Here is a 21,778-nt window from a genome sequence, read left to right on the forward strand (position 1 = left end):
TGCTTAAATTTGGCTAAAACTATTTCATTAGCGGCTGTAAGAGGCCATAGGTGCCGCCCTTACGGCGGTAGACCACATCGATGGCGTCACTGTCAGCATTTAAGAAGATGAAGAAGTCGTGGTCAAGGAGTTCCATCTGCATGATGGCTTCTTCCGGGTCCATCATCCGGACATGGAATTGTTTGACCTTGGAGATCTTATCGGCAGTATCCTCCTGGTCCGCTTCAGCCTGGTCAGCTTGCGCTGCTTTCAGGTCTGCTTCTTCTTGGCGCATTAATTCGCCAATGTTAATTTCAGTTTGTTTGGCCTTGCGGTTGATCCGCGTTTTATACTTGCGAATCTGACGTTCAATTTTATCAACCACTTGATCAATAGACGCATACATATCTGCGCTGGACTCCTCAGCGCGCAAAATAAAGCGATTGATGGGAATGGTGGCTTCCGCCCGTTGGTCACCTTTTTCGACGAGCAGGGTGACATGCCCCTCTAATTCATTGGAAAAGTATTTTTCCAACTTGCTGAAGCGCTTTTCTACATAGCTGCGTAGGGCATCTGTTACTTCAACGTTTCGGCCTTTGATTGTAAGTCGCATACATCCTCATCCTTTCTTGGGTGGACCTGCATAAAAAAACTTGACAGATCCTTTTTATATTCTATACCCGCCAAAAGGTAACCTGCAAACATTAAACAATTAGAAATCTTTAATTAATTGCCGGATTGGCAAAAAGCCTCTAAGGCATAGAATAAATCGCTAATGCGGTCGTTACAAATAAAGTAAGTGGCCCGCTGTCCCTGCTTTTCAAAATCCACAAACTTGTAGGCCCGGAGCAGGGCTAGGTGTTGGGATAGGGAGGACTGGGATAAATTGCTGTGTTCGTTAATCAATTGATGGATGGCGGTAACGGACTGAGGAGATTCGGCCAGGATGCTCAAAATCATGAGACGGTTGGCATTGCCCAGTAATCTTAAGACATCCGCCATTTCCCGAAAAGGTAAGTCTCCCTCAGATCTAGGGAGAGGATATCTAACAGCTTGTGATTGGCGCATATAAAATCTCCTCCTAGTTCAAATAACCCAATCACTCGTATAGGTTATAGTAGATTGTTTATGAGTAAGCCCATTATAGCATTTTTTCGAATACAATAAAAAAAAGATTTGCGAATTGTTTAAATTATTTGTTTGTTTTTGTGGAAGTTTGTTTTCTGTAAAATGTAAAATATTAAGGAAAAACGCCATTTACGGGCCTCAGCTTGTGAAGGATAGGATTTCATAGTATAATGAACCAGTTGTTTCAGTACAATTCAGCTATTTATAAGAAAGTAGTGAAGGAATGGGAATAGATACATTAATCCGTCGACTCGTCGATGATAATAAACGGGATGTCAAAAAATTAACCCGCAGAGCTGCGGAAGTGGGACAATATGAAGATGCCTACAAGGCCTTAAGCGATGAGGACCTGGCGGCTAAGACGCCGGAATTTAAAGACCGGCTCAAGGCAGGGGAATCCTTAGATGATATTTTACCGGAAGCCTTTGCTGTGGTGCGGGAAGCCTCAACCCGGATTTTAGGGATGCGGCACTTTGACGTCCAGCTCATGGGTGGGATGGTTTTACACCAGGGCCGGATTGCTGAAATGAAGACCGGGGAAGGTAAAACCCTGGTTGCCACCCTGCCGGCCTACCTGAATGCCCTGGAAGGCAAGGGCGTCCATGTCATTACGGTCAACGATTACTTAGCCAGCCGTGATGCCGAGCAGCTGAGGCCCCTGTATGAATTTTTAGGCCTCAGTGTCGGGCTCATCGTTCATGGCCTTTCCTATGAAGAACGCCGGGACGCCTACGCTTGTGATATCACTTACGGGACCAATAATGAATTCGGCTTTGATTACCTGCGTGACAACATGGTCATGCACGTGGAAAATATGGTTCAGCGGCCCTTAAACTATGCCATCGTCGACGAAGTGGACTCTATCTTAGTCGACGAAGCCCGGACCCCTCTTATTATCAGCGGCCCGGTGGCCAAGGCCAAGGACCTCTACACCCCCATGGCCCAAGTGGTCCGGCGGTTAAAAGAAGAGGACTACACCTTTGATGAAAAACTGAAGACCGTTGCCCTGACCGAAGAAGGGGCAGAGCACGTGGAAAAAATCCTAGGCCTTGAAGAGCCCCTGACCGCTGAAAGCAATATGGAAATCGCCCACCACGTGAACCAGGCCCTGAAGGCCCAAGTTCTCATGAAACGGGACCGGGACTATGTGGTCAATGACGGCGAAGTCATCATCGTTGACGAATTCACCGGCCGGCTTATGTATGGCCGCCGGTACAGCGAAGGTCTGCACCAGGCCATTGAAGCCAAAGAAGGGGTGCAGATTGAAAAAGAAAGCCAAACCCTGGCTACCATCACCTTCCAGAACTACTTCCGGATGTATAAGAAGCTGGCCGGGATGACCGGGACAGCTAAAACCGAAGAAGACGAATTCCGGTCTATTTACGGGATGGACGTTGTCATTATCCCGACCAATAAACCCATGATCCGTGAAGATAAGCCGGATATCATCTACCGGACCGAAGACGGCAAGTTTGAAGCCGTAGCGGATAAGGTTGAGGCCCTTTATAAAAAGGGTGAGCCTGTCCTGGTGGGTACTGTATCCATTGAAAAATCCGAAAAACTTTCGGATATTTTGAAACGGCGCGGCGTTCCCCACCAGGTCTTAAACGCCAAGTTCCACGAACAGGAAGCAGATATCGTTGCCCAAGCCGGGCAAAAGAATACCGTCACCATCGCCACCAACATGGCCGGTCGTGGGACGGACATTGTCCTCGGTGAAGGTGTTGATGAGTTGGACGGGCTCTATATCATCGGCACAGAGCGGCATGAGGCCCGCCGGATTGACAACCAGCTCCGTGGTCGTGCCGGCCGTCAAGGGGACCCCGGGATCACCCAATTTTATATTTCCCTGGAAGATGACCTGGTCCGCCGGTTCGGGGCTGAAAGCCTGCCTGGCCTCATGGATAAGGTCGGCATGGATGACTCCATCCCCATTGAAAACCGGATGGTGTCGCGGGTCATTGAAGGATCACAAAAACGGGTCGAAAGCCGGAACTTTGAAGTCCGTAAAAATATCCTGGAATATGATGATGTCATGAACAAGCAGCGTGAAATCATCTACGCCCAGCGCCGGCAGGTCCTGGAAGGCGAAAACATGAAAGAATCCATCCGGGCCATGATTGAACGGATTGCCGAAAGCCTGGTGGCTGAAGCCGCCCAAGGGGAAGAGTACCCCGAAAGCTGGAACCTGGATAAGTTTGCAGACCGGATCAACGAAGTCTTTGGTCTAACCGATGTGGTCGATAAAGACCGCTTTGTTGAAATGGGCCGGCAGGAAGTCGAAGACCTCTTAAAAGACCGGGTCATTGCCCGTTATGAAGAAAAAGAGGCCGAAATCGGCGAAGACCTCTTCCACCAGATAGAACGGAATGTCCTCCTGCAAACGGTCGACTCCAGCTGGATGGACCACCTGGACGCCATGGACCAAATGCGGGCCGGGATTGGCTTACGGGCCTATGGCCAGCACAAGCCCATCAACGAATACAAAAACGAAGCCTTTGACATGTTTAACGACATGATCTATAACATTCAATACGAAACCGTCCGTCTCATGTACCATGTGTCTGTTTCCAGACCGGAAGAAACCGTCCAGGAAACAACCCCTGAAGAACGGACCGACATCTTAAATGCCCGCCACGGGGACGAAGAACCGGCTAAAAAACAGCCCATCGTCAAAGACCAAAAAATCGGTCGGAATGACCCCTGCCCCTGTGGTAGCGGCAAGAAATACAAACACTGCCACGGGCGGAATGCCTAAGTTAAGCACCAGGCATCAGATTTAAATTATACAAAGGGATGTGACCTATGGACTACGAAGTACACAAGCTATTTCAACTGTCTCAGACACGTCTCAGAGATTTGAGTGAATCTCTTTGACCTGCCTCATTTAAAAAATCAACTCGCAAAACTGGAGGCCCAAACCTTAGAACCGGACTTTTGGCAGGATTCTGAGGCGGCCCAGGGCGTCATGCAAAAGAAAAAGACCATGGAAGGCAAGCTCCGCCGGTATGAAGGCCTGGCTGAATCCCTGGATGATGTAGAAGTGGCCTTTGAACTCTACAAGGAAGAAGCCGACCCAGGCCTTGAAAAAGAAATCGAAGCTGCCTTAAAAAAGGTGGATGCCGGCTTAGACCAGTTTGAGCTGGAAACTATCTTAAATGGTGACTATGATGCCAATAATGCCATCGTGACCATCCACCCCGGGGCCGGTGGCACCGAAAGCCAGGACTGGGCTGAAATGCTCTACCGGATGTACGTCCGCTGGGCTGAGCGGCACGGTTTTAAGGTGACCATCCTTGACTATCTGGATGGCGATGAGGCCGGGCTTAAGAGCGCCACCATCCTCGTCGCCGGCGAAAACGCCTACGGCTACCTCAAGGCGGAAAAAGGCGTCCACCGGATGGTTCGGATTTCCCCCTTTGACTCATCCGGCCGGCGGCATACCTCTTTTTCTGCCGTTGAAGTCATGCCGGAAGTTGAAACAGATACCGATATTGACATTGATCCCAAAGACCTGTCTGTGGATACCTACCGGTCCACCGGGGCCGGTGGCCAGCACGTCAACAAGACAGAAAGTGCCGTCCGGATTACCCACCTGCCGACAGGCATTGTTGTCCAATGTCAGAGCGAACGGTCTCAAATCCAAAACCGGGCCACAGCCATGAAGATGTTGACCAGCCGCCTGGTTGAAGAAAAAATCAAGGCCCAGGAAGCAGAAATCGCCAAGCTCCACGGCGACCAGCAGGAAATCGGCTGGGGGTCTCAGATCCGGTCCTACGTTTTCCACCCCTATACCATGGTGAAAGACCACCGGACCAACACCGAAAAAGGTAACGTCCAGGCCGTCATGGATGGGGACATTGATGACTTCATCAACGCCTGGCTGAAAAACGAAGCCGCCAAGCGGGCTAACCGCTAACAAGCTGAATAAAAAAATCCCCCTTCACCGGATGCGTGAAGGGGGATTTTCTAGTTAAAAGCCAACGGCTATTTTATTTTTCTCTCAATAAAATTTTTTGGTAAGCTAAGCGGTCATCGCCATCGATGGCGGTAATCATCCCGCAATAGTTGTAGTCCTGCTTGCGGATCAGGTGTTGCATGGTTGCGTTGGCGGCATGGGTGTCTATCCGGCAATTGTAGATACCCTTGTCCAGGGCCAGGCTTTCAATGGCCTGGAACATCTGTTTACCATAGCCCTTGCTCTGGCAGGCCGGGTCAATGACCAGCCGGTGGAGGGCCCAGTAGGGGGCGTCATTGAGCCAGGCGCCTTCGCGGATAACTTCATAGGTGGGGTCGGGGCCGGGGACTAGGGCGCCGGCCCCGACCAGCTTGCCGGCATTGGTTAAGGCGTAGAGCTGGCCTTTTTTAATATCGTTTTCCAGCCGGTCCCGGCCGGGGTAGGTCAGGTCCCATTGGAAATTACCGGCTTCATGCATGAGCTGGCGGGCCCGGTCGTATATGTCTAGCAGGGGCGGTAAGTCTGCTGTTTGGGCAAGTCTTAAAGGCATGTCTTATCCCTCCTTGTAGGTTCATCTTAGTATACCACAGGCAGCCGAGAAGACGGGCTGGATACGCCCTTAAAGGATAAGTATTGTCTATATCTTGATGCCAAGGGCCGGTTTGTATATAAAACTTTACAAATGAAGGCTTACGGACTTAAAATATAGCCATAAGCACATGAAAGTTATAGTAAGATTTTAGTCGAGATTAGGTGAAAGGCTGGTCTTTTATGAAAAAGAAAATCCAGTTGGCTCTTATTCTTTTGCTTGTAGCCGGCGGCTTATGTCTGCCTATTTTTTTGCTTGAGTTTTTCACAGCCGGTGCATAGTCGAGACTAGGAGGCGTTCTAACCAGCAGAAGCCCTGCCTTGTAAAATGAGGCGGGGCTTCTGCTGTTATTGTTATGGGCTGCTATTCATGACCAAAAGTACTTTTCTATGCTTAAGAGCGAGAGGGTTCTGGAGTGAATCGCTTATAGATATCCTAGGGGAATTGGGGTATAATGTAAAAGGATGTCGTTTCATACAAGACAAGTTAAGGAGTGACCTAAACATGGATATTATGCAGCAGCTTACAGACCGGGTACGAGGGAAAAACTTATCAATTGTTTATCCTGAAGGTACCGATCTTCGTATTATTGAGGCAGCTGCGCGTCATGCTGAAGACGCTATTTTGAAACCGATTTTAATTGGTAATCCGGATGAAATCGGTCGCATTGCCGGTGAAAAGAATCTCAACATCGGTAAACTGGAAATCATTGACCCCAATAATTATCCAGAATTTGATGCCATGGTTGATGCCTTTGTTGAACGCCGTAAAGGGAAAGCCACTCCTGAAAAAGCCCGTGAAATCCTGAAAGATGAAACCTACTTTGCCACCATGCTGGTATACCTGGGCAAGGTAGATGGGATGGTTAGCGGTGCAGCCCACTCCACAGCCGATACCATTCGTCCGGCCTTACAAATTGTCAAAACCAAACCGGGTGTTTCCCGGGTTTCTGGCGCCATGGTCTTCGTTAAAGGGGAAGAGCGGCTCCTCTATGCGGATATTGCGGTTAATATTACCGTAGATGCCCAGGCTATGGGTGAAATTGCTGTCGAAAGTGCCAAATTCGCTAAAGTCTTTGACATCGACCCGAAAGTGGCCCTCCTAAGCTTCTCCTCCAAGGGGTCTGCTGTTTCTCCGGAAAGTGAGAAGGTAGCTGAAGCAACGAAGATTGCCCAAAAAATTGCGCCGGATCTTCCCATTGACGGTGAGCTTCAATTTGATGCCGCCTATGTGGCCTCTGTTGGCGAAAGTAAAGCCCCGGGCAGCCCGGTTGCCGGTCATGCCAATGTCTTTATTTTCCCGAGCCTGGAAGCCGGTAATATCGGCTACAAGATTACCCAGCGCCTAGGTGGCTATGAAGCCTATGGTCCCCTTTTACAAGGCTTAGCTGCCCCGATCAATGACTTATCTCGCGGTTGCTCTGCTGAAGATGCTTACCAAGTGGCTATCATTACAGCTGCTCAAGCAACGATGGAATAGACCGTATTTATATCGAGAAGGGGTTCCTTCTCGATATTTTTATGAGCGGATAGGCGGTGGCTGTTCCGCTTTTAAAAATGTCGAGTCGGAAAGGAGGGGCTATGGCCTATATTAAGTTAGAGCTGACCCTGGCGTCGCTGGATGACTGGCCCCAGGCGGTCCTGTTTTTTGATGAAGTCTTCCCGGAGGGCTTTGAACAATATGACCCCCGGGATATTTTGGCCCATTTGGCCAAGGGAGACTGGGATGCCCATGAATACTCGGCGGATATCCTGGCGGAAGACCAGGCCAGGTTGACCGCCTACCTGGCTGCTGAAGACCGGGACCGGCTGGCAGCCATCAAGGGCCGGTGGGCAACCCTGGGCCTTGATGGGGCCTGGACGCTAACGCCCTATGACCTGCCGGACCAGGATGCCTGGCGAGACCAGTTCCAACCCATGAAGGTGACGGACCGGATAGAACTTTGTCCTTACTGGGCCAGCCCCTTGGGAGAGGGGTCTGTTGTGGTCCTGACCAATCCGGGCATCGGCTTTGGCACCGGGACCGATGAAACAACCCAGCTGGCCCTTGACTTACTGGACTGGGCTGACCCGGCCGGTAAGCGGGTTTGTGATCTGGGTTGTGGGTCGGGGATTTTAGCGGTGGCGGCTAAAAAGTGTGGCGCCGGCGAGGTCTTGGCGGTGGACAATGACCCCCAGGCCGTGGCAGCAGCCGCTGATATGGCCCGGCTCAACCAGGTGGACCTGACCAGCCGGCCAAGTGACCTCTTGCAGGATGTCCAGGGCCAGTGGGATATTATTATTGCCAATATTGTTACGGATGTGCTCCTGGCCCTCATTCCCAGCCTGAGTGACAGCCTGGCCCCGGCGGGGCAAGTCCTCTTGTCAGGTATTCATAAGGGACGGCTGGCTGAGATCCAGCAGCAGGCGGCCCAATACAGATTGATAGAAGAGGCCAGCCGCATCGGCCAAGACTGGTGCGGCCTGGCCCTTAAGAAAGGATAGGTATGACAAAGACCCTGAATGACCTGGCCCTTGCCCTGGATGAGGCAGGGCTCTTATACCGGGTGGTTGGTGACTTGCCGGCAAGGCCCATTTCGGATATCCAGTATGACTCCCGGCAGGTACAGGAAAACACCCTCTTTTTATGCAAGGGGGCCCATTTTTCCGTCCAATACCTGCTGGATGCCCGCAGCCAGGGGGCTTGTGCCTACTTGAGCGCAAGGGTTTATCCGGAAGCCTCTGACCTGCCGGCTCTGGTGGTCAGCGATATCCGCCGGGCCCTGGCGGTGACCGCCAACTGGTTTTTTGATGCCCCCTGGCAGGACCTCCACATGATGGGGGTGACCGGGACCAAGGGTAAGAGTACGACGGTCAGTATGGTCAAGGCTATTTTTGACCTGGCCGCCGAAAAGGCCCATGAGCCTCTCTGTGGGATTACCTCCAGCCTGATGAACTATGATGGCCGGGTGGAGAAGGCTTCCAAGCTGACCACCCCGGAAAACATTGACCTCTACCGCCACCTGGCAACGGCCCGGGCGGCCGGGTTGAAGCATATGGTCATCGAAGTATCCAGTCAGGCCCTCAAGTACCATCGGGTAGGGGGCATTCACTTTGATGATGCTGTCTTTCTCAATATTTCCCCGGACCACATCGGGCCCATTGAGCACCCGACTTTTGAGGACTACCTGGCCAGCAAACTGGCTATCTTTGACCGGACGGACCGGGCCTTTATCAACCTGGCCAGTGACCACCTTGCTGAACTGCAAGAAGCCGCCGGCCACTGTCCCGAAGTCATCAGCTTTGGCGGCGACAGGGCCGATTATAGGGCCGACCAGGTCCAGTCGACCGATAGCGGTTTGACATTTCGGGTCCGGGTCGGTCAGGAGGCCATCCAGGTGGCCCTGCCCATGCATGGCCGCTTCAATGTGGAAAATGCCCTAGCGGCCTTGGCCTTGGCCCATCGATCGGGGATTTCCCTGGACACCTGTGCAGAGGCCCTGGCAAGTGTTAAAATGGAAGGGCACATGGCCTATATCCATGGCGCTGACCTGACAGTGGTCGTGGACTATGCCCACAATGGCATCAGCTTTAAGCGGGTCATCGAGACCGTTCGCCATGACTTTCCCCAGGCCCCGGTCTGGCTCCTCTTTGGCGCCCCGGGCGATAAGGCTGAAAGCCGCCGGCCGGACATGGGCCGGGTGGCCAGTCAGGAAGCAGACTATGTCATCCTAACGGCAGATGATCCGGCCACAGAAGCCGTAGAGGCCATTAATGAAGAAATTTACCGGGCCTTTGAAAAGGAGACCCCGGTTCAAATGATTGCCGACCGGGCCCAGGCCATTGCCTATGCCATCAAAGAAGCCCCTACCGGGGCGGTGGTCTTACTCTTGGGCAAGGGCTTTGAGGTCTGTCAAAAAATAAATGGCAAGCGGGAACCCTACGCCGGCGATGAACAGCTGGCGAAGGCAGCCTTACAAGCCCGTGAATCCTAACTTGTGGAGGAGAATATGAATATTATTGCAGATACAAAGGCGCTGGTGACCGAGCGCATTGAAGAGGCCTTTGCAGCCGCTAAGGCAGATGGCGTCTTTTCAGTCGACGCCCTGCCGGACTTTGTCGTGGAACAACCCAATGATAAAAGCCATGGGGACTTTGCCACCAACATTGCTATGCAGTTGGCCCGGCCTGCGAAAATGAACCCCCGGGTCATCGCCCAGGGGCTGGTAGATCGGATTGACAAATCTGCGCCCATTGACCGGGTGGAACTGGCCGGCCCGGGCTTTATTAACTTTATTTTAAAAGAAGACTACCTTATGCCCGTCCTGGCAGCGGTGCAAGCGGAAGATACCCGGTATGGGGCCAGCGATGTCGGCCAGGGCCGCCGGGTTCAGGTGGAATTTGTCAGCGCCAACCCGACCGGCCTCCTCCACATGGGCAATGCCCGGGGCGGCGCCCTGGGGGATGTCCTGGCTGCTGTTTTAAATATGGCCGGCTACCGGGCAGATAAGGAGTATTATATTAATGATACCGGTAACCAGGTCAAGCTCCTGGGCGCCTCTGTGGAAGCCCGGTATTTTGAACTTTTAGGCCGGGCCGATGAATACCCCCTGCCGGAAGACGGTTACCAGGGGGAAGATATTAAGGAAACCGCCCAGCACCTCCTGGACAGGGAGGGGGAGGCCTATGCTCAGATGGACCGGGAAGACCGGCTGGAAAAGATGACCGTCTTTGCCCTAAATGAGAAGGTTGAAGGTATCCGCCGGGGCCTGGAAGCCTTTGGGGTTACTTATGATAAGTGGTTTAGCGAAAAAAGCCTCCATGAATCCGGGGCCGTTCAGGCAGTGGTCGATACCCTCCGTGACCGGGGCTATGTCTACGAAAAAGATGGGGCCCATTGGCTCCGGTGTACCGATTATGGGGCAGAAAAAGATGAGGTCCTGGTCCGGGCCAACGGGATTCCCACCTATTTTGCGGCAGATATTGCCTACCATAAGGATAAGTTTGACCGGGGCTATGAAGACCTGATTAATATTTGGGGGGCTGACCACCATGGCCACGTGGCTCGCTTGAAGGGGGCCCTGACCGCCCTGGGCTACCCCGGCGACCGGCTTACCGTCATCCTCATGCAGCTGGTCCGGCTCTACCGGGATGGTGAACTGGTACGGATGAGTAAGCGGGCCGGGGAATTTGTGACCCTGGAAGAGCTTATGGAGGAAGTCGGCCGGGAGGCGGCCCGGTTCTTCTTCAGCATGCGGTCACCGGACAGTCCCCTGGACTTTGACCTGACCCTGGCTAAGAAGCAGTCTTCAGACAACCCGGTCTACTACGTGCAATACGCCCATGCCCGGATTTGCTCCCTCTTATCCGTTGCCGGTGAAGAAGTTCGTCAGGCGAAAGATATTGATACCGGCCTCTTGATCCATCCAGCCGAAAGAGCCCTCCTGGAAGCCATCGCTTCCTGGCCTGAAAAGGTGGCCCTGGCTGCTCAAGAATTGGCCCCCTACCACCTGGCTTATTATGCAAAAGACCTTGCCAATGCCTTCCATACTTTTTACAATGGATGTAAAGTACTGACAGATGATGCGGAACTGCAGGCCGCCCGGCTCGTTCTGGCGGACTGTGCCCGTATCACCCTACGTAATGTGTTACTGCTCCTGGGCGTCAGTGCCCCGGAACGGATGTAAAGGAGGATATTATGGCTTTAGTAAACGTAGACACCCTATTACAGGCAGCAGAAGAAGGCGGCTATGCAGTCGGCGCCTTTAACTGCAATAACATGGAAATTGTGCAGGCCATCATCGGGGCCGCTGAAGCGGAAAAGTCCCCGGTCATTATCCAGGCCAGCCAAGGGGCCATCAAGTATGCCGGCCTCAACTATATTGTTTCCCTGGTGCGGACCGCTGCTGAAGCAGCCTCTGTTCCGGTGGCCCTCCACCTGGACCATGGGACCAGCTTTGAACAGGTCATCCAGTGCATTGGCCATGGCTTTACCTCGGTCATGATCGACTGGTCCAAGCATGAGCTGGAAGAAAACATCAAGGTGACCAACCAAATCCTTCAGGTGGCCCGGCCCTTAAATGTCTCGGTTGAAGCAGAGCTGGGTAAAATTGGCGGCACAGAAGATGACGTGGTCGTTAGTGACCGGGAAGCCAGCTTTACTGACCCGGATGAAGCAGCCTACTTTGTCCAGCAGACCGGCATCCGGTCTCTGGCCGTAGCTATCGGGACCGCCCATGGCCAGTATAAAGGGGAACCGAAGCTGGACTTTGACCGGCTGACTGCGATCAAAGAGAAAGTGCAGATCCCCATTGTCCTCCATGGGTCTTCCGGTGTACCGGATGAAGCCCTGAAAGAAGCCATCCGCCGCGGGGTCCGCAAAATCAATATCGACACCAACCTGCGGGAAGCCTTTACCGATGGCGTCCGCGAGGTCTTGGCCGAAAAACCCAACGAAATTGACCCCCGCAAAATCTTAGGCCCGGCCCGGGATAAAATGCAGGAACGGGTGGTAGAAAAAATTCGTATCTTCGGGTCAAACGGCAAAGCGTAAGGAGTCTTAACTATGGAAAGAGAACTGGTCATAGAATTTTCACGGGTGACCGAGGCAGCGGCCATCAACTGTAAAAATTGGGTTGGTAAAATGGATAAAATGGCTGCCGATGGGGCAGCTGTAGAGGCCATGCGCCATATGTTTGAAACGGTAGACATCTCCGGGACAGTTGTTATCGGTGAAGGGGAAATGGATGAGGCCCCCATGCTTTACATCGGTGAAAAGGTCGGCTTAGGCGGCGCAGAAGTGGACATTGCAGTGGACCCCCTGGAAGGGACCAACCTGGCTGCTAAAAACCAACCCGGCGCCATTACCGTCATGGCCGTCGCCGATGCCGGCGGGCTCTTACATGCCCCGGACATGTATATGGATAAAATCATTGTCGGCCCCGGGGCCAAGGGGGCTATTGATATTGAGGTCTCTGTAGAAGAAAACCTAAAAAACGTAGCCAAGGCCTTAAATAAACCCTTGGAAGACCTGACTGTCTGCCTCTTAGACCGGCAGCGCCACGAACACATTAAACAGGCTGTCAAGGCCCTGGGCGCCCGGGTCCAGCTGATTACCGATGGCGACGTATCACCGGCCCTGGCCTGCTGCTTCCCGGAAAGCGGGATTGACATGGTCCTGGGCATTGGTGGGGCCCCGGAAGGGGTCCTGGCTGCAGCAGCTGTCAAGTGCATGGGCGGCGATATGCAGGGGAAGCTGGCTCCGGAAAACGATGAACAGGTGACCCGGGCAGAAAGCATGGGCACCAGCTGTGATGAGGTCCTGACCCTCAGTGACCTGGTCCCGGCTGATGATGTCATGTTTGTGGCCAGCGGGGTGACCAGCGGTAACCTCTTAAAAGGGGTAGAGGTCGATGGTGACTTTATCCGAGTCAATACCGTGGTTTTGCGCCACAAGACCGGTACCGTTCGCTTCTTAGATAGTCGCTACCGCCTGCCCTTAAACTAAGGCTGGTGGGGCTGGCAGCTGCATTTCAGAAGCTGAACCCCCATTACTGTTATATAAAAGCCTTGACAGGGGTCAGGCAATCTGCTAGAGTATTGATACAAACCCATACAAGATGTGCGAGAGGACGCGAGTGCGATGAGTAGGGATTTCCCGAAAGGCATGCTCGCCGAAGTGCCAAGGTGCTGGGCTTATGTTGAATAGGCATAAGACTGTCGCTGAAAGGTTGCCCAATCTTTCAGTGAGGAGCTTTCACATCAAGGGCAAAAGGTATATTTTCAGCACCCATGACGCAAATCCTTTTGCTCGTGGGTGCTTTATTTATAGGTCTATTGAAAGGATGAGTGGATGAAGGGATTTCCTGATTTTAAAAATAAAGAGGGCCAGCTGGTGGTCGGCGAATGGGCCGCCAGGGACCTGGCCGCCACTTATGGCACCCCCCTGTACGTTTATGACGAAGAGGCCTTGCGCCGCCAAGCCCGGACCTTTGCCGACCACTTTAAGAGTGAAGCCTATAAGGCCCGAGTTTTATACGCCTCTAAGGCCGCCAGCTTCGCTGCCCTCATCCGCCTGGCGAAAGAGGAGGGGCTGAACCTGGATGTGGTCTCGGAAGGGGAACTCTACACCGCCCTGGCGGTCAATTTTCCCTCGGACCGGATCATCTTCCATGGCAACAATAAACTGGACCGGGAACTGGAAGCAGCTGTAGAGGCCGGGATTGGCTTTGTGGTCCTAGATAACTTGTCCGAAGCCCGCCGCCTATCGGCCATTGCCGACAAGGCCGGCCGGACCGTTGAGGTCCTTCTCCGGGTCAACCCGGGGGTTGAAGCCCACACCCACGATTATATCAAAACAGCCACCAGCGACAGCAAGTTTGGCCTTGACCTGGCAACGGCAGGCCAGGCTCTCCAAATCATCCAGGGCCTGACCGGACTCCGCCTCCGAGGCCTCCACTGCCATATCGGGTCGCAAATCTTTGCCGACGATGCCTTTATAAAAGCGGCCCATATCATGTTGGACTTTATGCTTGCCTGTCAAGGCCAAGGCCTGACCATGGAAATCCTCGACCTGGGTGGCGGCTTTGGGGTCTTTTACGAAGAGGGCGACCAGCCCATTGACCTGGCCCCCTTCCTGGAAGGCCTGGCCCAAGACCTGGAAAAAGAGGCCCGAGACCGGGGCATCCGCCTGGCTGAAGTCTGGCTGGAACCAGGCCGCAGCCTGGTCAACAACGCCGGCCTCACCCTCTACACCATCGGCGATATCAAGCGCCTGGCTGACGGGACCAACTACGCCTTTGTTGATGGCGGTATGGGGGACAACATGCGGGTGGCCCTCTACCAGGCCGGCTACACCGCCGTCCTGGCGGACCGACTGGATGAGGAGGTTGGCAATACCTGGCGGATTGCCGGCAAGTATTGTGAAAGCGGGGATGTCCTCATTAAGGGGGCATCCCTCCCGGACCCCCAACCCGGTGATATCCTGGCGATTTTAGGTACCGGGGCCTATACCTTCAGTATGTTCTCCGGCTATAACCGCCTGCCCCGGCCGGCTGTGGTATTTGTCAAGGGGCAGGACCACCGGGAAGTGGTCCGCCGGGAAAGCCTAGATGATATTATTGCTCATGATTTACTCAAATAAATTAAATGAATAAAGTAAATTTAGAAAGGAAGATAAAAATGTCTGTATTCACAGGTTCTGGTGTTGCGATTATTACCCCCTTTAAAGATAACGGTGATGTGGACTTTGAGGCCTTGGCCACCCTACTGGACTTCCAAATTGAAAACGGGACAGATGCCATCGTCATTTGTGGCACCACCGGTGAAGCCTCTACCCTGACCGATGAAGAGCAGATTGAGACCGTCGCCTTCACCGTCGACCACATCAAGGGCCGGGTCCCGGTTGTTGCCGGCGCCGGTTCCAACAATACCATCCACGGGGAGGCCCTGAGCCGGTCCCTGGAAGCCGTTGGCGCCGATGCCCTCCTGCATGTGACCCCCTACTATAATAAGACCTCCCAAAAGGGCCTCTATGAACACTTTGCCGTTATGGCAGACAGCGTCCATATTCCGATTATTTTATACAATGTGCCCGGTCGGACGGGGATGGACTTAAAACCGGAGACCGTTGCCCGCCTGGCAGCCTTTGATAATATTGTTGCCATTAAAGATGCTACCGGCAACCTGGCCACCACGGTGGACTTGCGCAGCCAGTGCCCGGCTGATTTTGATATTTATAGCGGCAATGACGATGTGACCGTACCCGTCTTATCTTGTGGGGGCGCCGGGGTTATTTCTGTCCTGGCCAATGTTTTCCCTAAAGAGGTCCATGACATGTGTGCCCTCTGGCAACAGGGGGACCGGGCCGGGGCCCTGGCCATCCAGTGCCGGTTCCAAAAACTCGTCCATATTTTATTCTCTGAGCCCAACCCGATTCCGGTTAAGGCTGCCGTTCATATGCGGGGCCTGCCGGCCGGAGGTTACCGGGCTCCGCTGACCACCCCGGCTGACGCCACCATCGCAGCCCTCAAGGCTGAAATGACCCGGCTTGGGGTACTGGAGGGGTAGGGATGAAGATTATTTTAAGTGGTGCGACCGGGGCTATGGGCCATATGGTCGCCGACCAGGTCCAGGCCTACGAGGATATGGAAATTGTCTTCGGCTGGGCAGATGAGCCTGAGCAAGGGGGCCCCTTTCCCATGTCTGATCATTTGGACGAGGCCCCGGCAGCAGATGTCATTATTGATTTTTCCAACCACACCACCCTGGCAGACCTGCTGGCCTATGCCCGGCCTAGGGGCCTGCCCCTGGTCATAGCGACGACCGGCCACACCGAGGCGGAAATGGCCTTGATGGAAGAGGCCGCCAAAGAGTTATCTATTTTCCACAGCGGCAACTTCAGTCTCGGCGTTCATGTCCTCAAGCTCCTGGTCCGGCAAGCAGCCAAGGCCCTGCCGGACTTTGATATTGAAATCATTGAAGCCCACCACCACCGGAAGGTGGATGCCCCCAGCGGGACGGCCAAGATGTTGCTTTCAGCCATCCAGGCAGAAAGGCCCGATAGCCATGTGGTCAGCGGCAGAGAAGGCCATGTCGGCGCCCGGCCCCTGGATGAAATAGGTGTCCATGCCATCCGCGGCGGCAGCATTGTTGGCGAGCATACGGTCCTCCTGGCTGGCCTTGATGAAATGATTGAGATCAAGCACACCGCCTTGTCCCGGGCCATCTTTGCCAAGGGCGCCCTGGCGGCAGCCCAGTTCATTGGCCAGGCCCAGCCTGGGATGTATAATATGGATGACATGATTGGTTAACCTAGGGAACAGATAAGAAAGAAGGACAGTATGAAAATTGCCATTGTTGGCTATGGAAACTTAGGTAGGGGCGTTGAAACAGCCCTCTTACAACAGCCGGATATGGAAGCAGTTGGCGTCTTCACCCGGCGAGACCCCGCCAGCTTGACGAGTCAAATCCCGGCCTACCCTTTAGCAGACCTGCCCCAGCATGAGGTGGATGTAGCGATTTTATGTGGCGGGTCAGCTACAGACCTCATCGAGCAGTCGCCGGATATCGTTCGTCACTGTAATATTGTCGATAGTTTTGACACCCATGCCCGGATTCCGGAACACTTTGCCCATGTGGACGCTGCCGCCAAGGAAAGCGACCACGCCGCCCTGATTTCCACCGGCTGGGATCCAGGGTTATTTTCCCTGATGCGGGTTCTGGGTCTGGCTGTCCTCCCCAATGGCACCGTAGATACTTTTTGGGGCAAGGGGGTCAGCCAAGGGCACTCCGATGCCATCCGTCGGATTCCCGGTGTGGTCAAGGCTGTCCAGTACACCATTCCAAAAGAAGAGGCGGTGGCCCGGGTTGAACAGGGGCAAGGGGGAGGGTTGACCGCCCGCGACAAGCACCTCCGGGAATGTTTTGTTGTCGCTGCTAGCGAGGCAGACCAGGAAGCCATCCGGCACACCATCGTCACCATGCCCAACTATTTTGCTGACTACGATACCCTAGTTCATTTTATTGATGAGGCCAGCTTTGATGCCGACCACACCGCCATGCCCCATGGGGGGCAAGTGATCCGGCATGGTCATACATCAGAGGGGACACCCCAGGTGATGAAATTTTCTCTGGACCTGGCCTCTAACCCTGAATTTACCGCTTCTGTCAATGTAGCCTGTGCCCGGGCCCTTTACCGGGCTTACCAAGAAGGCAAACGAGGCTGCATGACCATTTTTGACCTGCCCCTGGCCTATCTTTTGCCAATAAGTGCGGAAGAATTAAGAGCCAAATGGTTATGATATGCAAAAAAATAAAAAAATATGCTAAAAAAATTTAGTTATTCTTTGGAAAATCCCTTGGCCGCGTCCGCGGTTAAGGGATTTTTGTATAATGCACTATGTATGTCCTCTTGAAAAAGAAATATTGCTGAAAAATGTCTTCAAAATAAGTACTATAAATGACCTAATTGTAAGGCCATGGGGTCTTGCAAAAGAAGTAAATCATAAAAAATACAAAATGATATATGGAAAAAGAAACAAAAAATCAACAATAACCCTACAACATTATACAATTAGCAGATAAATAGGGCTTTTGGATTATATAAAAATTTTATTAGGGATATTTATCTGTCCCTCCCTTGCAATATGATCGGCGAAATGCTATTATAGTGGTGAGGAGAAAATACGATAAAGAATACTAATCTTGTCCTCGACAAAAGAACTTTATGAAATAAAGTGAAGTTCACGCATTTATTTACTTTTCTACATTATATAAGGAGGCCATACTCATGCAAAAAGCATCATCTATTCGCAGCAACACACTTAAAGTATTACTTCCGGTGCTAGCCATTTTAGGTATTGTCTTCGCAGCTCCTCTCGTAGCATCTGAAGGCGAATCCACAGATCAAGTGGCTACTTGTGAAACCCAGGCCACTGCCTTAGGTATGTTCTATTAATCGATTTTTTTCAAATACACGAAACGCTCGGTCCAGTGCCGAGCGTTTTTGTGTTTTTTTTGGCAAACACAAAAGGGGCTGTTGCAAAATAGCCCCTCTAACAAACAAAGTCCCAGCTCAAAAAAATGAGGAGGGACTTTGTTTATGGATATATCCATGTAAGCTTATAATATATAGCTAAGGAGAATTTTATAAATCAATTAGGGCTAAGTTTGTCTGCAATCCAGGAGCTGTGTCGAATGATTTTACTCATTCTGACACAGCCCCTTTTGTGTGAATTGAGGGCTGGCTTTAGGATGAAGGCCGATGCCTTAACCGGTGATCAGCCCGGTAATCATCCAGAAGGGCAGCTGGATGGCCATCAAAAAGACCAGGCTGACCACTGCCTTGATGCTCATGATTTTAACAAAATCCTTGAGGGGAATGAGGGCGAAGGAGAAGAAAATCAGGTAGAGGGCATACTCATAGGGGAGGAAAACCACATCATAGGCGTTGCAGGTGAAGAAGTAAACGCAGAGGGGGTTAATGCTTAAAGCCAGGGCCAACTCAGCCAGGGGCACACTCAAGACACTGATAATGGCCAGGGGGGTTAAAAGGAAGTTGGCCAGGACAATGCAGAGCCAGATGAGGGCAAAGGTAATAAAGATGGAATGGCCCTCTAAATAAGGGGTTACATTTTCAGCAAAGAGCTTGCCAATGCCCAGCTCGCCGGCGGTTGACCCAATGCCTAGGCAGGCGGTGATGAATAAGACAAAGGTAAAGTCCAGCCGACTAATATCCTCTTTTTTGCCGATATCAATACCCGGTAAGAAGAAGAGGCAGGGAAAAATGGCAAAGGCCCACATGATTGGCCAGCCTAAGAAGCTGCCAACCACAAGAACGGTGAAGAGAGCCAGGCAAATAATGAGGGCCTTCTTTTCAGCTAGGCTCCACTGGCCCAATTCTCGGTATTTGCTTTCAAAAAACTGCTTGTCCAAAACCAAGTCCTTAGGCTTGGCATAGCGGCCGACCAGGTAAACCACTAGGAAGACATATAAAACAGAGGGCAGGTTATACCAGAGATAGTCCAGCCAACTGACATTTATAGGGCCGGTGACACTTTGGCCATTTTCGACCGTTAGGGATAGGTTGACCGGGTTGTAGATGAATTGCTGTGGCAGGAGGGCGCCCATGGCCCCACCCAGCATAATCCCGGCTGAGGCCCGGCTCTTGCCCAGGTCCAGGGCCTTGCAGATCCCAAAAGTCAGCGCCGCCATGGGAATGGCCACCTTGCCCGGCGCTAAAATATTGCCGATGATCCCGGCAATGACCAGGCCCATCAAGAGGCCGGTGTAGCTGCCGCCGGTAAAGGTAATGGACCGGTAGGCAACCCGTTCAAGCAGGCCGGTGGATAAGAGGACATTGGCTAAAATCAGCCCACCAAGCATCATCCAGGGAATGGGTTCAGACCAGACGCCGAAAATAACCGGCGCCGGTGCAATACCGAATAACAAGTAAGCAATCGGCATCAGGATGGCCGGGACCCCCTGGGGAACAATGTCAACAGCCCAGCAGAGGACCCCCATGAGGGTAATTACTAAAAATAAGCGGATGGCCGGCGTAAAAGTTGCCCCTGTAGGAATTAGTAAAATAAATAGGGGCAGGATAAAACAGACAATTGTAGAGATGAGCCGCTGACGGTTCAGTAGAGAAAAAGACATAAGACAAACCTCCTTTGTAAAATAAGATAGCTGAAAAACAGCCGGTTAAGCCCTATTTTAGGAACTAGCAGAATATTTGTCAACATTTCTTATAGATTCCATAAGTTAACCGAAAAGATAGATAAAGAAAGACGGGCCTGTTTATTTGCCAGGCTGATTAAATTCTCTTATAATAGATTGAGCAGTCTATAAGCTTAAGTTGTTTAGGATGGTGATGTTCCTTGAAAATTGAGCAGTTAGAGTTCTTAATTGAAGTCTGTCGTGCCGGTTCGATTAATGCAGCGAGTAAGAAGATCTTTATCTCCCAGCAGAGCTTGAACCAGTCTCTTCGGAGTTTGGAAGATGAGTTGGGATTTACCATATTAAACCGGACCAAAAAAGGGGTAACGCTTTCCGAACAAGGGGTTATTGTCTACAATGCCGCCCAGGCCATTGTGGCCAGGTATGGGCAAATGCTGGACCAGATTAATGCCAGTGGCCTCAACCCACTAGATACGCTTTCCGGAAAACTCAATATCCACCTGTCACCGATGATTTCCATTTCCCTCATGCCCTCGGTCTATGTGGATTATATGCATACCCATCCCAAGGTCCAGGTCTACTTGCAGGAAAGGTACCAGGATGATATTGTCGCAGAAGTGGCCCAAAACCCTGGAGATGTGGGTTTTGTCCTTATTGCCAATTCCCTGCGCTACTTTGTGGATAATATCCCGCAAAATGTAGAGCTTAAATTATTAAAGTCCTACCCGATCTATATTGCCATGAGTCCCCGCCACCCCCTGGCCCACCAGCATCACTTGAGTCTCACGTCCATTGCCGACTACCCCTTCATTATCTTTGAAACTGGTGGTCCTAAAGGCGAGCATGCCTTGCAAAATGTCGTTGACCTCCATATTCTTTTGTCCACCAATAACTATAATATGTGTAGAGAATTATTGAATGAAGGGAATACCATGATCTATTCCTTCCCACCCTACATTCGCCGGGGCATTTTTAACGATTGTGTCCACATCCCCCTGAATATTAAAGACATCACCTTTCAGCTTTACATGGTCTACAATAAAAAAGCTAATAATGATGAAAAAAGGTTGAGAGAAAACTTTAGTGCTACCCTGGAGAACTACTTATAGGAGGCCGACATGGATTTAGGAAAAGAAAGGCTTAGCCAGCTGGCTGCTGACCTGGAAAAATGGTGCCAGGACCGGATGGCCGCCATCGCTAGCAGCCAGGCTGTGGTCGGCATTTCTGGTGGTAAAGATTCTTCTGTTGTGGCAGCCCTGGCTGTCCGGGTGTGTGGGAAGGATCAAGTGACCGGTGTCCTCATGCCCTACGGCGACCAGGCTGATATTGATGTGGCCCGGGACCTATGCCAGCACCTGGGCATCCGGAGCCATGAAATAAATATCGCCCCGGCCGGTCAGGCCCTCACTGAGGCCGTCGAGCAGGCCGTCGGGCCCATGAGCCGGCAGGGTAGCCTGAACCTGCCGCCCCGGGTCCGGATGGCGGTCCTCTATGCAGTTGCCCAAACCTTGGGTGGGGTGGTCTGGAATACCTCCAACTTGTCCGAGGACTGGGTCGGCTATGCCACCATTTACGGGGATACCGCCGGGGCCTTTTCACCCCTGGCCACCCTGACCACCGATGAAGTTATTCAGTTGGGCCGATTCTTGGGCCTGCCTGACCGGTTTGTAGAAAAGCCCCCGGCCGATGGCCTGACCGGTAAGACCGATGAAGATGTCCTGGGCTTTAGCTACGCAGACTTAAACCGCTATATCCGGACCGGTGTCTGTGAAGACCCGGCGGTGAAGGCACAAATTGACCGCCTCCACCGGACCAGCCGCTTTAAGTTCAAGCCCATCGAGATGTTCCACAGCGGCCTGCCCATTGGGGCCGATGATATCGCGGGCATCTATAAAAATGACTAAAGACCTGCAAAGGTTTCCTAACAGGCAAAAGCGTCCTAAGCACGTGTGCAGCTTGCACCGGTTT

Annotated in this window: 19 protein-coding genes and 1 riboswitch; of the genes, 15 read left to right on the forward strand and 4 right to left on the reverse strand. The window is 52.3% G+C overall.

What is annotated here, in order from left to right; translation table 11 throughout:
- Window positions 1–19: 19 nt before the first annotated feature.
- Both hpf and ACLGL1_RS02795 read right to left on the reverse strand, forming a co-directional pair.
- Entirely contained in the window at window positions 20–592 is a 573-nt protein-coding gene (gene hpf, locus ACLGL1_RS02790; RefSeq protein WP_411007273.1) for a ribosome hibernation-promoting factor, HPF/YfiA family, read from the reverse strand.
- 113 nt (window positions 593–705) lie between these two features.
- Window positions 706–1,047: an ArsR/SmtB family transcription factor gene (locus ACLGL1_RS02795; RefSeq protein ID WP_411007274.1), complete on the reverse strand. Its 342-nt coding sequence runs from the start codon at window positions 1,045–1,047 to the stop codon at window positions 706–708.
- A gap of 283 nt (window positions 1,048–1,330) precedes the next feature.
- Between ACLGL1_RS02795 and secA the strand changes: the two genes are divergently transcribed.
- A complete protein-coding gene (gene secA, locus ACLGL1_RS02800; RefSeq protein WP_411007275.1) occupies window positions 1,331–3,865 on the forward strand; it encodes a preprotein translocase subunit SecA in 2,535 nt (844 codons plus the stop codon).
- A gap of 47 nt (window positions 3,866–3,912) precedes the next feature.
- Window positions 3,913–5,026 (forward strand): peptide chain release factor 2 gene (gene prfB / locus ACLGL1_RS02805; protein WP_411007276.1). Its coding sequence is split into 2 segments (ribosomal slippage): window positions 3,913–3,981 and window positions 3,983–5,026, totalling 1,113 coding nucleotides; the frame shifts between segments, so codons are not numbered across the junction.
- Window positions 5,027–5,099: 73 nt separating this feature from the next.
- Here the strand turns inward: prfB and ACLGL1_RS02810 are convergent.
- On the reverse strand, window positions 5,100–5,615 hold the full coding sequence (locus ACLGL1_RS02810) for a GNAT family N-acetyltransferase (protein WP_411007277.1): 516 nt from the start codon (window positions 5,613–5,615) through the stop codon (window positions 5,100–5,102).
- Window positions 5,616–6,158: 543 nt separating this feature from the next.
- On the opposite strand from ACLGL1_RS02810, the gene pta reads away from it, so the two are divergent.
- The 11 genes from pta (at window position 6,159) to ACLGL1_RS02865 (ending at window position 18,089) form a co-directional block, all read left to right on the forward strand.
- On the forward strand, window positions 6,159–7,133 hold the full coding sequence (pta, locus tag ACLGL1_RS02815; protein WP_411007278.1) for a phosphate acetyltransferase: 975 nt from the start codon (window positions 6,159–6,161) through the stop codon (window positions 7,131–7,133).
- 101 nt (window positions 7,134–7,234) lie between these two features.
- A complete protein-coding gene (locus ACLGL1_RS02820; protein ID WP_411007279.1) occupies window positions 7,235–8,137 on the forward strand; it encodes a 50S ribosomal protein L11 methyltransferase in 903 nt (300 codons plus the stop codon).
- A gap of 2 nt (window positions 8,138–8,139) precedes the next feature.
- Complete coding sequence (locus ACLGL1_RS02825) at window positions 8,140–9,627, forward strand: Mur ligase family protein (protein ID WP_411007280.1); 1,488 nt, start codon at window positions 8,140–8,142, stop codon at window positions 9,625–9,627.
- A 15-nt stretch (window positions 9,628–9,642) separates the two neighbouring features.
- Window positions 9,643–11,319 carry an arginine--tRNA ligase gene (gene argS, locus ACLGL1_RS02830; protein ID WP_411007281.1) on the forward strand — a complete coding sequence of 559 codons (1,677 nt, stop codon included), beginning with the start codon at window positions 9,643–9,645 and terminating at the stop codon, window positions 11,317–11,319.
- A gap of 11 nt (window positions 11,320–11,330) precedes the next feature.
- The gene (locus ACLGL1_RS02835; protein WP_411007282.1) at window positions 11,331–12,185 is read left to right on the forward strand and encodes a class II fructose-1,6-bisphosphate aldolase; all 855 of its coding nucleotides are present in this window, start codon (window positions 11,331–11,333) and stop codon (window positions 12,183–12,185) included.
- 12 nt (window positions 12,186–12,197) lie between these two features.
- Window positions 12,198–13,139 carry a class II fructose-bisphosphatase gene (gene glpX, locus ACLGL1_RS02840; protein WP_411007283.1) on the forward strand — a complete coding sequence of 314 codons (942 nt, stop codon included), beginning with the start codon at window positions 12,198–12,200 and terminating at the stop codon, window positions 13,137–13,139.
- A 110-nt stretch (window positions 13,140–13,249) separates the two neighbouring features.
- A riboswitch (Lysine riboswitch) is annotated at window positions 13,250–13,396 on the forward strand.
- A gap of 88 nt (window positions 13,397–13,484) precedes the next feature.
- Window positions 13,485–14,774 carry a diaminopimelate decarboxylase gene (gene lysA, locus ACLGL1_RS02845; RefSeq protein ID WP_411007284.1) on the forward strand — a complete coding sequence of 430 codons (1,290 nt, stop codon included), beginning with the start codon at window positions 13,485–13,487 and terminating at the stop codon, window positions 14,772–14,774.
- Window positions 14,775–14,812: 38 nt separating this feature from the next.
- On the forward strand, window positions 14,813–15,700 hold the full coding sequence (dapA, locus tag ACLGL1_RS02850; RefSeq protein ID WP_411007285.1) for a 4-hydroxy-tetrahydrodipicolinate synthase: 888 nt from the start codon (window positions 14,813–14,815) through the stop codon (window positions 15,698–15,700).
- Between the two features lie 2 nt (window positions 15,701–15,702).
- Window positions 15,703–16,443 carry a 4-hydroxy-tetrahydrodipicolinate reductase gene (gene dapB / locus ACLGL1_RS02855; RefSeq protein ID WP_411007286.1) on the forward strand — a complete coding sequence of 247 codons (741 nt, stop codon included), beginning with the start codon at window positions 15,703–15,705 and terminating at the stop codon, window positions 16,441–16,443.
- Between the two features lie 30 nt (window positions 16,444–16,473).
- On the forward strand, window positions 16,474–17,433 hold the full coding sequence (locus ACLGL1_RS02860) for a diaminopimelate dehydrogenase (RefSeq protein WP_411007287.1): 960 nt from the start codon (window positions 16,474–16,476) through the stop codon (window positions 17,431–17,433).
- Between the two features lie 488 nt (window positions 17,434–17,921).
- The gene (locus ACLGL1_RS02865) at window positions 17,922–18,089 is read left to right on the forward strand and encodes a hypothetical protein (RefSeq protein WP_411007288.1); all 168 of its coding nucleotides are present in this window, start codon (window positions 17,922–17,924) and stop codon (window positions 18,087–18,089) included.
- Window positions 18,090–18,400: 311 nt separating this feature from the next.
- Here ACLGL1_RS02865 and ACLGL1_RS02870 read toward each other — a convergent pair whose 3' ends face one another.
- Window positions 18,401–19,789 carry an SLC13 family permease gene (locus ACLGL1_RS02870; protein ID WP_411007289.1) on the reverse strand — a complete coding sequence of 463 codons (1,389 nt, stop codon included), beginning with the start codon at window positions 19,787–19,789 and terminating at the stop codon, window positions 18,401–18,403.
- Between the two features lie 221 nt (window positions 19,790–20,010).
- Here ACLGL1_RS02870 and ACLGL1_RS02875 point away from each other — a divergent pair, with 221 nt between their 5' ends.
- Complete coding sequence (locus ACLGL1_RS02875; protein ID WP_411007290.1) at window positions 20,011–20,919, forward strand: LysR family transcriptional regulator; 909 nt, start codon at window positions 20,011–20,013, stop codon at window positions 20,917–20,919.
- Window positions 20,920–20,928: 9 nt separating this feature from the next.
- Window positions 20,929–21,714, forward strand: coding sequence for an NAD(+) synthase (gene nadE / locus ACLGL1_RS02880; RefSeq protein WP_411007291.1), 786 nt, complete (start codon window positions 20,929–20,931; stop codon window positions 21,712–21,714).
- The last annotated feature ends 64 nt before the right edge of the window (window positions 21,715–21,778 follow it).

Source organism: Peptococcus simiae, from assembly GCF_046569735.1.
GTDB lineage: Bacteria > Bacillota > Peptococcia > Peptococcales > Peptococcaceae > Peptococcus > Peptococcus simiae_A.